A 13421-nucleotide genomic window follows, 5' to 3' on the forward strand; every position below is an offset into this window, starting at 1 on the left:
TTAAATTTACTTGCCTACTTCAGAAATCATCGTGCCTGGATATTTCGGGCCATCGAATTTGTAAATAAATACTTTGGCGTATGTATTGTCACCTTTGCCGTCGAAAGAGACCTTCGTTGCCACGCCTTGGAAGTCTTTGGTGGCGCGCACCGCATCGCGAACTTTATCGCGGGCAGGCACTTTCCCTCCGTCTGCACTGCTCGCGGCTTTAATTGCGTTAAGAATGATCGTCATACAGTCATAAGCGTATGCGGAGTATCCGTCTGGGGCTTTGCCGAACTTGGCTTTGTATTGATCCGCCCATTTCATGCCCTCCGGCGATTTCGTAATATCCGTTGAGATGGAGGCGTACAAGGCATCTTTGACTTTATCGCCGGCTACATCAACCAGGCCTTGTGTGTCCCAGCCGTCAGCCCCCATGAAAGGCGTCGTTATTCCTTTGTCCCGAGCTTGCTTGATCAGCAAACCGCCCTCGGCATATAAACCACCGAAGAATACGAAATCCGGTTTCTTGCTTAGCGCAATGTTCAGCACTCCGTTGAAATCCTTCTCCCCTACGGTAATTCCCTCGTAGCCTACTATGTTGGCTCCTTGCTTCGTCGCCGCGTCTTTGAACGCTTCCGCCAAACCTTGGCCGTAGGCTGTTTTATCTTGAATGACGAAAATATTTTTGGCTTTCACTGTTTTAAAAGCATAATCAGCCGCAGCAGGGCCTTGGAAATCATCCCTTGCAACGATTCGGTTCACGACCTTCAGATTCCGGTCTGTTACCTCCGTTGCTGTGTTCGACGGTGACACCATAACGATATTGTTCTTCTCGTAAACAACGGAGGAGGGGATTGCCACGCCCGAGTTCATATGCCCGACAATTCCGAGGATGGCTGGATCCGCACTAATGATCTCGGCATTGGCAACGCCTTTTTTGGGATCTGCCTGATCGTCATAAGGGACCAATTGAAGATCAAAGCCTAATTTGGCGAACTCCTCTTTGTGGTCATCCAAGGACATTTGGGCGCCTAGCTTGATCGCTTCTCCTTGAACGGCGCTGCCTCCTGATAAAGGCGACTGAGTAGCAATTTTGATGACGCTCTTCGTGACTGTGCTGCTGGGTGTAGTTGTTCCTGTAGCAGTACTAGAAGTTGTTTCATTTCCGCATCCTGCCAACACGCTAATGGCAAGAGCCGATACTGAGATCAGTAGAGCCGTCTTTTTCAAAATCATGAAACATCCTCCTCAGATAATTTGGTACGCAAAAATGCCGATATAGCAGCATTCAGAACTTCGATTTAAGCTACGAAATTCGTACAAAAACTACTCCATCGGCACTTTCAATACGTGAACCTTCCTAATTTATCATATTAAAATTCATAGTTTATGTCAATTAAAGTAACATATAAATAAGTAATTTTATAGTTTAGGTTAATTTATGTTATATTACATAACATTAAAAGTAATCAAATTACTATTTTCTGTGATTTTTATCATCATGATTCCAGTTAGAGCGCTATAAACTTTATCAATAGCAGTTCCTCCGCATGAGACCAACGGTGACACAAACACCTTTCCACCAAAGTAGCCAAAGTTCCGTAACGGACTCAGGTGCCGTTATTCCGCCACACTCGACTGATCCGCCAGCTAACGGACTGAGATAACGTTATGTATGGATTTTGCCGCTGTTTTCGGCATTTTCAGCACCAATAACGGCTCCTGAGTCCGTTAGATGCTGAACATGCTCCAAAAACAGCAAATAGAGTCCTCTCAGTCCGTTAGCCGGCCCCCCTACAACGCAAAAAAGCGCATAAGATCAGCATCTTACGCGCTTTTTTATGTCACTTCCAATACCGCCTAGACACACAATGCTCCTTGGCGAGCTTACATGTTTTCAAATCCACCATCTCAATAGAACTGATAGTTTCAGGAGAGTGAATCATCTGTCCGTCCCCTGCATAGATCCCTACATGGTGAATAGCACCCTTACCTTCATCATGGGCAAAAAAGAGCAAATCCCCCGCTTCCAGCTGTTCCTTCTCAACGGGAGTTCCCTGCCTCGCTTGGTCCGAGGCGTCCCGAGGAATTAAAATCCCATAATATCTATGCATGGTATGCGCAAAACCGGAACAGTCAAAACCATAGGAGGACAAACCTCCCCATAAATAAGGCAGATCCAGGAACCTCTTCGCCTGTTCCACAATCCCTTGCCCAATGTCAGCTACTCCTGCATACGACGAAGCTACAGGACCATCAATCAAGCGGATATCATCCGCTTTCAGATACCCCGCCCCTTCCGGCGTCTGCACTTTCACCAGCTTCTCCATTTCCTCCAGCACAGGCAGAGAGGTCAGATAGCTCAACTCAATCAACTGTTGGGACGGACTTTTATACAGCCATGCTTTATCGGAAATCACTTCCGCTCTTTTCGTGCCGAGAGGGACATCCGATTCGTCAACCAACTGGCAGCTTGGCACCCATCCAGGATAACCCAAAGTATCCTTGCGCGTTCCCTGTTGAGGGATAAGCACCTTGCTCCAGCCCTCCACTTCTTCCGTAACAAGCACAGATGCCCCATAAAGAATCTGTGTCTGAACACGGTTCGCCAGGCACAAATCCAGCCTATCTCCAAGCGTCATATGCCCCACCCACTCTCTCATATCGGCTGGGCACCTTAATGCTGCCTCATCAACAGGACGCGGCGAATTCAGCTTTGACCATACGGTCGCTACAGAAACAGCGACCACCTTCCGCACCGGCACTCTCATAGTCATCCCCATACTCACGACCCCACTGGACTTTGGCTGGGGACTACATCCAAGATGCCAAGTCCGGATGCTTTCGGAAAGGTCATGACCCTTCCATCATACTTCACACCGCCAACCACAATATCCTGAAGCATCATTAAAGGCGCATCGAAATCACAACGGGTGATATTTTTCTTACTGGCCGCAAGATGAGCGGCGGCCGTCACAGCCACACGGGATTCGATCATGCTGCCTACCATGCACTCGACCCCGAATTCTTCCGCAATATGATTAATAATTTGCGCTTTGTATATACCTCCGGATTTCATCAGTTTAATATTAATCAAATCCGCTGCACGGCTTTTCAGCACCTCGAAGGCTTGAATGGGCGAAAACACACTCTCATCTGCCATAATGGGAGTCTCTACATGATCGGTCACCATCTTCAGACCTTCGATGTCTCCCGCTTTCACCGGCTGTTCAACCAGTTCAATGTCCAGACCCAAATCCTCCATACGCCGTATCGTACGAATGGCATCCTTCACCTGCCATCCCTGATTCGCATCGATGCGGATCTTCACGCTGCTGCCAATGCACCTGCGAATTTCTTTGATCCTTTCAATATCCTCGAGAATGTCATCCTTACCAACTTTAATCTTCAATACATTGAAGCCTTCTTGCACATAACGAACCGCATCTTCTCCCATTTCCTTGGGGGAATTGACACTAACCGTAAAATCCGTTTCTATCTGATCCTTATAACCGCCAAGGAACTGATACAGCGGCAAACCACAATGCTGCGCAACCAAGTCATATATCGCCATATCCACAGCCGCCTTAGCGCTGCTGCTCCCGATCATCGATTGATGAATCTCCTGGAGAATGCGTTCATAGGCCAGCAAGCTTTTGCCAACTAACAACGGAGTGAATGTGTGTACAATTGCCGAATGGATACTGTCCAGGCTGTCACCTGTTATGACAATGGTCGCTGGGGCTTCCCCCCAACCAACCCTGCCGTCATTACTCTGAATTCGGACAATGATAGATTCCGTACTGTACACGGTACGCAATGCCGTTTTAAATGGTTTCTTAAGCGGTGTCGACTGCCGCATCACTTCAACACTTTGAATCATGCTCATGAATTTGCCTCCTTATGCCTCTACACCAGGTTCCGTACATGCCAGCAACTTCTCGTAAGTACTCATCCTCGCCCCTATACCAAAGGGAATTGCAATATTCGGAGAGCAGTGGCCAATCTTAAATCCGGATAATGTCGGCTTCCCGGCAGGTACGATATGATGATTAAAAACTTCCTCTAACGTAAACGACACTTTCCGTTTATCCGGCTCACAGTTATGAAAATCGCCAATCAATATGCCAGCCGCATCCGCAAATTTCCCTGCATGCTTAAGCTGATTTAACATACGATCCACTCTGTAAGGCTCTTCGTCAATATCTTCAATGAAAAAAAGCTTCCCCTTTGTATCCAACTCATAAGGCGTCCCTAGCGTACTCACGATTAAAGAAAGGTTTCCTCCAACGATAGGTCCAACCGCCTCTCCCTCCACTAACGTTTGGAGCGGGGAAATCTCTTCGGTATACCGCAGAACGGAAGGACGGAGTAACGTTTCATAATTCTGAACCGTGAGCGGGTGCAGTTCATCTTTGCCCAGATCAATCAACATGGGGCCGTGAAAAGTAACCAAACCCGCAAATCGACGAATAGCAGCATGTAAAAAAGTAATATCACTATATCCCCAGAAAATCTTCGGATTAGCGCGGATCAGGTCATAGTCCAGCAAATCCGCAATTCTTCCGGTACCGTAGCCGCCACGCGCACAAATGATAGCTTTGATAGCAGGATCAGCAAACATAGCGTTCAACTCCCCGGCTCGCTCCTCATCCGTTCCCGCCAGATAGCCATACTTCTTATTCAAAGTATCCCCCAACCGTACCCGCAGCCCCATTTTCTCCAAAACGGTTGAGGCCACTTGCACCTGCTCCATGTCTACCCAGCAGGCCGGCGCCATAATGCCAACTGTATCACCAGGACTTAGCCGCTTTGGCTTTATGAGTTCAGCCATGATTACCCATCTCCTTTCCCACATGAAAAAGGGAGAAGTACCCCTTGCACGGTGCACCCCTCCGTCTTCCAACTTTATTTCAAATCCGCCCACTTAAAGTCCAGGAAACCGAAAGCATGTCTAACGACACCTTCCAATTTATCGCTTTGCAAGTAAGTCGAGTTGTAGAAGTAGAGCGGCAGAACCGGAGCTTCATCCATCAGAATCTTCTCCGCATCATGCATCATTTTGAATCTTTTCGCCTCATCTGTTTCTACATAGGCATCTTTGATCAATTTATCATAGGTAGGATTCACCCACCCTGTACGACTGAAAGGATTCGTTGATTGGAAACCGTCCAGGAAGTTGATTGGATCCGCAAAGTCAGGCAGGAAGGATGAACGGGATAATTGCAGTTGTAAATTCTTTTGCTCCGTAGTCAGCACTTTCCCTTCTTTGTTTGCCAGTTTCACATCAATACCCAAGTTATCTTTGAGCATCGCTTGCAGCGTTTGGGCAATCCGTTGACTAACATCGTTGGTGTTATACGTCAAAGTAACTTCAGGCAGCTTCGAGTATCCAGCTTCCTGCATCCCTTTTTCCAGCAGCTTTTTCGCTTCTCCCGCATCAAATTTGATCAAGCTGCCCCCTACTTTACGGAAATCTCCCCCCGCAGGATCGTTGAGTCCCGGGGACACATAACCGTCAGCCGGCTTCTGCTTTTGCTTCAACACCAAATCTACAAGTTTCTGTCTGTCTACAGCCGCAACAAAAGCTTTTCGGATGTTGACGTTGTCGAATGGAGCCATTTTCACATTAAAACGATAGAACGCCGTACCTGCGGCATCTTCCACTTTCACTTTGTTATCCGCGAACAATTTGTCGCTCATGTCAGCCGGAATGGAACCCGTTGTATGAAGCTCGCCGGTCGTGAAGAGCTGGTAAGCCGTGTTCGTATCATTGATCATTTTAAAAGTAACGCCTGCCAGTTTTACATTTGCGGCATCCCAGTACTGATCGTTCTTTACCATTTTAAGCTCGCTATCGTGCTTCCATTCCGTAATTTTGAACGGTCCGTTACTTACGATCGTAGCCGCTTCTCCCGCCCACTTGGCGTTGCCTTCCACGGTCGCCTTATGTACCGGGAAAAAGGCAGGACTGGAAACCATGCCCACTAGCCAAGAAGCAGGCTGTGCCAAAGTAACCTCCAGCGTCTTATCGTCGAGCGCCTTGATTTTCACATTGTCCGCCGATCCCTTGCCGGAATTATAAGCTTCTGCACCTTCAATCGGGTAGGCAAGGAATGCTGCATCGGAAGCTGTTTTGGGATCTAACAGACGCTTCCACGCATACTCAAAGTCGGCAGCTTTCACCGGATCTCCGTTGGACCATTTAATGCCGTCGCGCAGCGTAAAGGTATACTTCTTCCCATCCGGCGTGATTTTCCACTCTTTGGCCATCGCCGGCTCAGGCGTCTGGTTTTTGCCAAGGCGCGTCAACCCCTCGAAGGCATTATTGACAACGTCGTAGGAAACTTGGTCAAATCCTTTCGGAGGATCGAGGGATGTCGGTTCTTTTAAATTGTTGTAGAGGAGGACCTTGGACTTCGTTTCTTTGGCCGCTTCCGTCTGGCTGGACCCAGACGCTTGCGATCCGGAACCAGGATCTTTGCTGCACCCAGCTAGCAGCGTACCAATTACCAATACGGAGCTGATTAGCAATGCTGACACTTTTTTCATGAGCACTTCTCCCCTTCGTTCATCGTCTTATTTATCCTAGAGCCGTCATGTTATTTCTTTGAATCGACGGCTGGAATACAATTTGAGAGCGCGGATCCTGCAGCCAACAGGCTACGGAATGGCCGCTCGAGACAGCGGTCTGCTCCGGCTGATAGACACCGCATACTTCCATCGCATAACTGCAGCGCGCTGCAAATGCGCAGCCTTGCGGCGGAGCAAACAAATCCGGTGGCGTTCCTGCAATCGGCGTAAGTGGAAGCGACTTATCTGTGTCCAGTCGCGGCATGGAAGCCAGCAGCCCTTTGGTATAGGGATGCTGCGGGTTATAGAACAGCTCGTCCACGGTGCCCGATTCAACCACCTTCCCGGCATACATCACATTGACCCGGTCGGCCATATTCGCAACAACACCAAGATCATGTGTGATCATGATGATGGACACACCCGTTTTCTTCTGAAGCATTTTGAAAAGCTCAATGATTTGCGCTTGAATAGTGACATCGAGCGCGGTAGTCGGCTCGTCCGCTATAAGCACCGACGGCTTGCAAACCGCTGCGATGGCAATCATAATCCGTTGTCTCATGCCGCCGCTAAATTCATGCAAATACTGCTTCAGACGCATCTCAGGATTAGAAATGCCAACCAACCCCAGCATTTCCGTAGCTTGCTTACGTGCTTCTGCACGTGAAATTTTCTGATGACGAATAATTCCCTCCATAATCTGCTCACCTATAGAGATGGTGGGATTCAAGGCCGTCATGGCATCCTGAAAAATCATGGATATTTCCGAGCCTCTCAGCTCTCGCAGCTGCTTCTCGCTAAGCGCGGTCAGCTCCCTCCCCTTATACCGAACGCTACCTTGGCTGATCTTCGAGCTTTGCTCGGGAAGAAGACGCGTCACGCTGCGTGCCGTTACACTTTTGCCGCAACCGGATTCGCCTACGATAGCCAACGTTTCTCCTTTTCCTAACGAAAAACTGACACCGCGAACCGCCTTCACTTCTCCACCATGCGTGGTGAACGAGACGTGCAGATTATCCACTTCCAATATAACGTCGGGCGAATTCGTCGTTTTCACCTTGGCTACCTCCTCCTTTTCGGATTAAAAGCGTCCTGCAAACCATCACCGACCAAGTTAAAAGCAAGCATCGTGATCGATATGAAAAAGGCCGGATAAAATAACCGCCACCATTGCCCCGACAAAATGGTCGACAGACCATCGTTTGCCATTACACCCCAGCTTGCCAAGGGAGGTTGAATACCTAGACCAAGAAAACTCAGGAACGCTTCCGCGAAAATGGCGGATGGCACCGAAAACGTCACCTGTACGATAATGACGCCGATGGCATTAGGCAGCAAATGCTTGCGGATGATGTATCCTGCGCCTCCACCTAACGTTCTTGCCGCCAGCACATACTCCGATGATTTCAGGCTGAGCACCTGCCCGCGCACAATTCGCGCCATTCCGATCCAGCCTGTTGCGCTTAGAGCCACAATGATCGTCAGCAGCCCAGGTCCCATAACAACCATCAACAAGATAACTACGAGTAGATACGGAATTCCGTACAAAAGATCAACGAACCGCATCATGATGTTATCGATTCGTCCACCCAAGTATCCGGCGATACCGCCATAGATGATGCCGATGACCAGATCGATGAAAGCCGCCATTAGGCCGACAAAGAGGGAGATGCGCGCCCCGTAAAGGATTCGGGCGTAGACATCGCGCCCCAGTTCATCCGTACCGAACCAGTGAGCGGCCGATGGTTTCTGGTTGGCATCCAGCAGCACCTGCTTCGAATAGCTTTGGTCCGTAAGATGAGGTCCGACTATCGCGAGCAGCGCCATCACAATAATGATCATCAGTCCCGCCATGGCCAATTTGTTGGCACGCAATCTAATCCAAGCTTCCTGCCAAAACGACAGGCGCACTCGAACGATCGCTTCCGCCGTCCCTTTGTTATTGACCATTGGAACAAATAAGGAATCCGGCACATTCATCGCTTACCCCTCCTTCCTGTGCAGCTTGATGCGGGGGTCAACCAACCCGTAAGCGACATCCACCAGAAACATCATCACAACGAGCAGCGCACTATAAAATACGGTCGTCCCCATAATGAGCGAGTAATCGCGATTATTAATGCCATCGACGAAGTATTTCCCCATCCCCGGGATCGCAAAAATCTTTTCTATGACAAAACTCCCTGTAAGAACATTGGCCACTAGAGCACCAAGTAGGGTAATGACCGGAAGCACCGCATTCCGGAGCGCATGCTTGATAACGATCGTCGCCGGCGACAAACCTTTAGCCCTCGCCGTTTCGATGTAGTCGGCAGTCAGCACCTCCAACATGCTCGCTCTTGTCAACCTGGCAATGATCGCAAGCGGTCCGGTAGAAAGGGCAAGCGCCGGAAGAATGACATGCTTCCACGTCCCCCAAGTGGCTACGGGAAGGAGCTTCCATTCGACCGCCACATATTTAATCAACAAAGTAGCTACGATGAAATTCGGCACTGCTATGCCGATAACCGCGAAGATCATGGCGAGATAGTCGATCATTCGGTTTTGCCGGAGTGCAGCGACCGTGCCTAGAGCAATGCCGGTAACAATTGCAATCAGGATCGATACGATTCCCAGCTTAAACGAAACCGGGAACCCCCGACTGATCATGGAATTGACGGTATCGGGAAAGTGGCCGATGGAGGGCCCAAGATCCAAGGAAAGCAGTGATTTTAAATAGAGCAGGTACTGTGTCGTAACAGGTTGGTCCAAATGGTAAAATTCCATTAAATTTTGAACCGCCGTCGGATTCGAACTCTTGCCCTCTTTCTCGAAGGGCGACCCCGGAACAGCGTGCATCAGGGCAAAAGTAACCGTAATAATTAGCCACAGTGTGACAATCATGGAGATAAATCGACGAAGAATATATTGTGTCACGCCATCACCCACTTTCGCTTTTTAACAAAATGCCGTTCTCATCGCCAACTCCGTCATCACCAACATCGCCCGGTACGCCTCAAGAATGTCTTTCGCCTGAAAGGTGACAGTCGGACTGTTATCATCTATCGTCGTACCCGGCATCAGATGGGCCCACTCCGCTTGGCCATAGTTGGCAAATTCAATCTTCAGCACCGGATGATCCGGCGGTACAAGCGGCTTCACTCGACCCGCGTTAGCCAGCGCTTCCTTTGTTTTTTCCTGAAGCAGCAGTCCGCTTTTCTCGGGAGTCAAACACATGGCCGAAGTTCGCGATATCCGTTTTTTCACAATGGCTGTCGTAACTCCTGGAATTAGCTCCTCCGCCTCAATGGCGGTTTCATCATCCCCAGCGACCAGTAGAACGGGCACACCATAATGGCCGGCAACATAAGCATTAAACCCAAGCTCGCCAATGACTCTATCATTGATATACATATTACGAACGCCGAAAATCATCGTATGGCTGAGGACTCCCTTGGTCGCCGCTCTCGTGTGATAACCTAGAAAAGCCGCGCCAGAGAACGAAGCATCCAATCCTTGCACCATGGAAAAAGGCTTCACATCGCCTGAGATCAACTGCGTTTCGGGATGCAGCTTCTCGATCAGCAGATTATTCATTTTGGAGTGGCTATCATTCACAATGACTTCCTTGCAGCCTTCATCAAAAGCGGATCTGATGACATGGTTTGCTTCATCTGTCATGATGTGCTGACCGCGCGTGTAGTTGTACTGTCTGGAATCAACAAACGTGTTATCAACAAGTCCGGTTATCCCTTCCATATCAATGGAAATATAAAGTTTCATAGGTCGCCTCCAGGTTTGTGAAATAACAAAAACCCAGCAAACAGCCCCGGGAACCTGTGTCCCAAGAAACCATTTGCCGGGTTTTATTTACGTGTATGTTGCCATACGGATAAATAAAGCAGCTTTACACTGTACCGGAAGATTGGAATCCCAGCTCTTCCCGGCCGCTAAGTGCTAATTTGTATTTTTTTTGCGCGTCTTTATACGCTACGATAAGGGCCTTCTGCGATGATCCGTGATATCTCTGGCGGATTTCCTCCGCCACCACATCAAGGAGAAGCATATTGTGCCCAATGAAAATCGAGCGGACAAAATCCGATGTGAGCGGTATAGTGGATGAACATCCTGCATCAACAATTTTGTGGCTTGCCGTATCGACAACAAGACCAATAAAAAAGGCGCTAAACTGTTGGGTAATTGGATTGTTCACAGAAGCTTGCGCGTCGCCGATGATGTAAATTGTATCTTTGTCGTAGACCAAACGACCACTCTCCTTATTAGCATTCCGTTCGATTTCTGAGCGGGATGTGAGAGAGATAGAGTCTCCTACGACCGCCAGAAGCTAGAACACTAATGATGTAATATATACTAACATCGAAATAACATGTTGTAAATATGTAAATATCGAATCTCTTTCTCTCCCTCACAATCCGAGAAAAGCAGTCTTCAATACTTGCGCAAGCTCTTCTTCCGCCTCAAAATATACGCCTCTCCCTTTACTCTGAATAACCCCGTTAATGAGCAGAATGAAGCCCCACTTTTCCTGTTTATGAAAATACATGTCACTTAGCAGCCCATACGCATCACCGGAATGCCCAATCAGTTGGTGTCCTGGGAGCAAATCGTCCGTGATCTGGAACTGGAGCCCGCAATTGCGGAAAAACCCCTCTTGTCGGTGCCCCGACCAATGCGGTGCGTGCATCAGATCCACAGATTCCGGCTTCAGGATTTGAACATCGTTCAATTTACCGCCGTTAGAATGCGCTTCCATAAATCGAGTCAAGTTATCTACGCTTGTGCGAAGTCCACCTTGTGGGCTGAATAACGCTCCGTTAGTGCCCGGCACATAGCCGCTGTAATCGATGGCTTCCGGCTTCTTCCCGCGAAAATCGTCCGCACTGGCGAAAAATCGCTCATCGGCCGTTGAATATTCATACAACACAGCAACAGAGTCCATGTCGTTCAAATCCGCGATGTTGAAGCTAGTATCATCCATATGAAGCGGTTCGAACAGATGCTTCTTGCAGTATTCGTCAAATCGTTCATTCGAAAGCCGCTCCACCACCGTCGCTAGCATGACAGCCCCCAGATTCGAATATTCGAAGTAATCCGGATCTCCCGGCTGTCCATCTCCCCAGAGACTGTCGGTGTAATAAGTCCCGCCTGGAAGAAGGAGATCCGTAAGACGAATCTTCGGTGGATTCTCACTGCGCGAATCAACGACAAAACGAACATATTCATCTTGCAGTCCCGAAGTATGCGTCATGATCATCCTGAGCGTTATCGGCGTTTCCGGATACTTAGAACTGCGAACCGGAAATCCAAGTATTTCGCTCACATCCTGATCGATTCCACACAAGCCTTGCTCGACAAGCTGCATAACCGCCGTCGCAACCACCGTCTTCGAGATTGAAGCGATGCGAAATAAGGTTCGAGATGTAACAGGTATGCGTCTATCTACATTCGCCCATCCATATCCCGCACTCCAAATCTGTTTCCCTTCACGCATCACGGAGGCCGCTAATCCAACGATTCGATGCTTGTCAATCACCCGCTGAATTTGTTCATCCAAAGAATTCAAGGAGATCCTCCTTCGACCTGATTTGCCAAAGATTTGATACTTATAAATCCATTATAATAAAGTCTTTTCGTACTGTGTAGCATTTTTTTGGCGCACTTCCATTCTAGCAGCAATTACGAACATAGAACTGAACCCCGCTACACCTATAAGCGCCATCATCGCACTGATCGTATACATGGCATGCGCGCCCAGTTCCTGGAAGATCAAGCCTCCGGCGATCCCGGCAACCATACCGGACAAGCCTCCCCAACTCAAAGCATAAACCGCTTGCCCTGACGCTCTGAATGCCGGCGGAATCAAATATGCTGTCAACTGCGTCCCCACATAGTAATAGCCGGCGAACGTGATGGAATTTAATGCTTGGATGAAAAGGATGTGATACGGTGATGTCGCCGATGCCATCAGAAACCAGCGCAGCGCGTACAATAAGCTAACAGCCGCCAGACAAAAGAACATGCTTCTGCGATCTTTTCGTAAAAAACGGTCGAACAGCAAGTATACCGGGATTTCAAATATAGAGGCAAAAAATGCGGACCAGCCGATCAAGGAGCTATTCCCGCCCAGCTCGGACATGTAAATAGAGACAAATGTGTTGTTCATCGCATTCGGAATCGAAATAAGAATTCCCATCAGAATGAAGACCAGAAACCATTTATCACTCATAATTTGCAGATAATTGCCTTTCTTGCCGCTTTGGATTGAGCTCCCTGACTCCCCCTTCCCACTATTCTGAGCCTGAGGCAGCATCCATGCGAATACAATGGCTAACCCCATCATGACGCCGCATACTTTCCATAAATCCCGAATGCCCAGCCACTCCATCACAGGACCTGTCGCCAAGGCCATCAACGCCCAACCGAGCGCCCCCCATAAACGAAAAGAACCAAACTTGTGATTCGTATGTTCGATCGCCTCCAAAATAAGGCTATTGGATTGAGCAAATAAAGGGCTCTGAAAGCAGAAAAAAACAAGTAAAAAGGTGACAAGGAACGGGAAAGAATTCGTAAAAAAGACCGTTTGCAGACTAAGAAAGCTGCCGATCAGGAGAATGATCAGAATGCGCCTTACATTAGACAAACGGTCGCTCCAATAGCCCCAGAACGGATTGGCGAATAACGAAAGAATAGGCCCGCCGGCCAGCAGCAAGCCTATCGCTACGCTAGAAACGCCTAATTCCTTCAAATACAACGGGAAAAATGCACTATAAATCGCGAAGGCGCCATATAAAATAAAGCTGAATGCTTTGATGACGCCGAACGGGTGATCTTTCAGTCTTCCGATTACTGACATAGGTGCCACG

General features: G+C 48.6%; 12 protein-coding genes. All 12 read right to left on the reverse strand.

Translation table 11 applies throughout. The annotated features are described in order from the left end of the window. Window positions 1-6: 6 nt before the first annotated feature. The 12 genes from GON05_RS23555 to GON05_RS23610 all read right to left on the reverse strand — a co-directional run bounded on the left by GON05_RS23555 (window position 7) and on the right by GON05_RS23610 (window position 13411). Window positions 7-1221: a branched-chain amino acid ABC transporter substrate-binding protein gene (locus tag GON05_RS23555; protein ID WP_157322466.1), complete on the reverse strand. Its 1215-nt coding sequence runs from the start codon at window positions 1219-1221 to the stop codon at window positions 7-9. A gap of 608 nt (window positions 1222-1829) precedes the next feature. Beyond that, window positions 1830-2768, reverse strand: coding sequence for a C40 family peptidase (locus GON05_RS23560; protein WP_246239377.1), 939 nt, complete (start codon window positions 2766-2768; stop codon window positions 1830-1832). A 2-nt stretch (window positions 2769-2770) separates the two neighbouring features. Next, entirely contained in the window at window positions 2771-3868 is a 1098-nt protein-coding gene (locus GON05_RS23565; RefSeq protein WP_157322517.1) for a dipeptide epimerase, read from the reverse strand. 18 nt (window positions 3869-3886) lie between these two features. After that, window positions 3887-4819: a S66 peptidase family protein gene (locus GON05_RS23570; protein WP_157322468.1), complete on the reverse strand. Its 933-nt coding sequence runs from the start codon at window positions 4817-4819 to the stop codon at window positions 3887-3889. Window positions 4820-4893: 74 nt separating this feature from the next. Further along, window positions 4894-6537 (reverse strand): peptide ABC transporter substrate-binding protein, encoded by a 1644-nt coding sequence (locus tag GON05_RS23575; RefSeq protein ID WP_157322470.1) that lies wholly within the window; start codon window positions 6535-6537, stop codon window positions 4894-4896. Window positions 6538-6568: 31 nt separating this feature from the next. Beyond that, complete coding sequence (locus GON05_RS23580) at window positions 6569-7615, reverse strand: ABC transporter ATP-binding protein (protein WP_181646672.1); 1047 nt, start codon at window positions 7613-7615, stop codon at window positions 6569-6571. Between the two features lie 5 nt (window positions 7616-7620). Beyond that, window positions 7621-8538, reverse strand: a complete 918-nt coding sequence (locus GON05_RS23585) for an ABC transporter permease (RefSeq protein WP_157322472.1) — start codon at window positions 8536-8538, stop codon at window positions 7621-7623. Window positions 8539-8541: 3 nt separating this feature from the next. After that, window positions 8542-9474, reverse strand: coding sequence for an ABC transporter permease (locus tag GON05_RS23590; protein WP_181646673.1), 933 nt, complete (start codon window positions 9472-9474; stop codon window positions 8542-8544). A 21-nt stretch (window positions 9475-9495) separates the two neighbouring features. Further along, on the reverse strand, window positions 9496-10320 hold the full coding sequence (locus GON05_RS23595; protein ID WP_157322474.1) for a M55 family metallopeptidase: 825 nt from the start codon (window positions 10318-10320) through the stop codon (window positions 9496-9498). Window positions 10321-10444: 124 nt separating this feature from the next. Then, window positions 10445-10801: a DUF3870 domain-containing protein gene (locus tag GON05_RS23600; RefSeq protein WP_157322476.1), complete on the reverse strand. Its 357-nt coding sequence runs from the start codon at window positions 10799-10801 to the stop codon at window positions 10445-10447. A gap of 162 nt (window positions 10802-10963) precedes the next feature. Beyond that, window positions 10964-12121: a serine hydrolase domain-containing protein gene (locus GON05_RS23605; protein ID WP_157322478.1), complete on the reverse strand. Its 1158-nt coding sequence runs from the start codon at window positions 12119-12121 to the stop codon at window positions 10964-10966. Between the two features lie 51 nt (window positions 12122-12172). Next, a complete protein-coding gene (locus tag GON05_RS23610; protein ID WP_157322480.1) occupies window positions 12173-13411 on the reverse strand; it encodes an MFS transporter in 1239 nt (412 codons plus the stop codon). Between the last annotated feature and the right edge of the window lie 10 nt (window positions 13412-13421).

The sequence above is a fragment of the Paenibacillus anseongensis genome (assembly GCF_009757995.1).
Lineage (GTDB): Bacteria > Bacillota > Bacilli > Paenibacillales > NBRC-103111 > Paenibacillus_E > Paenibacillus_E chondroitinus.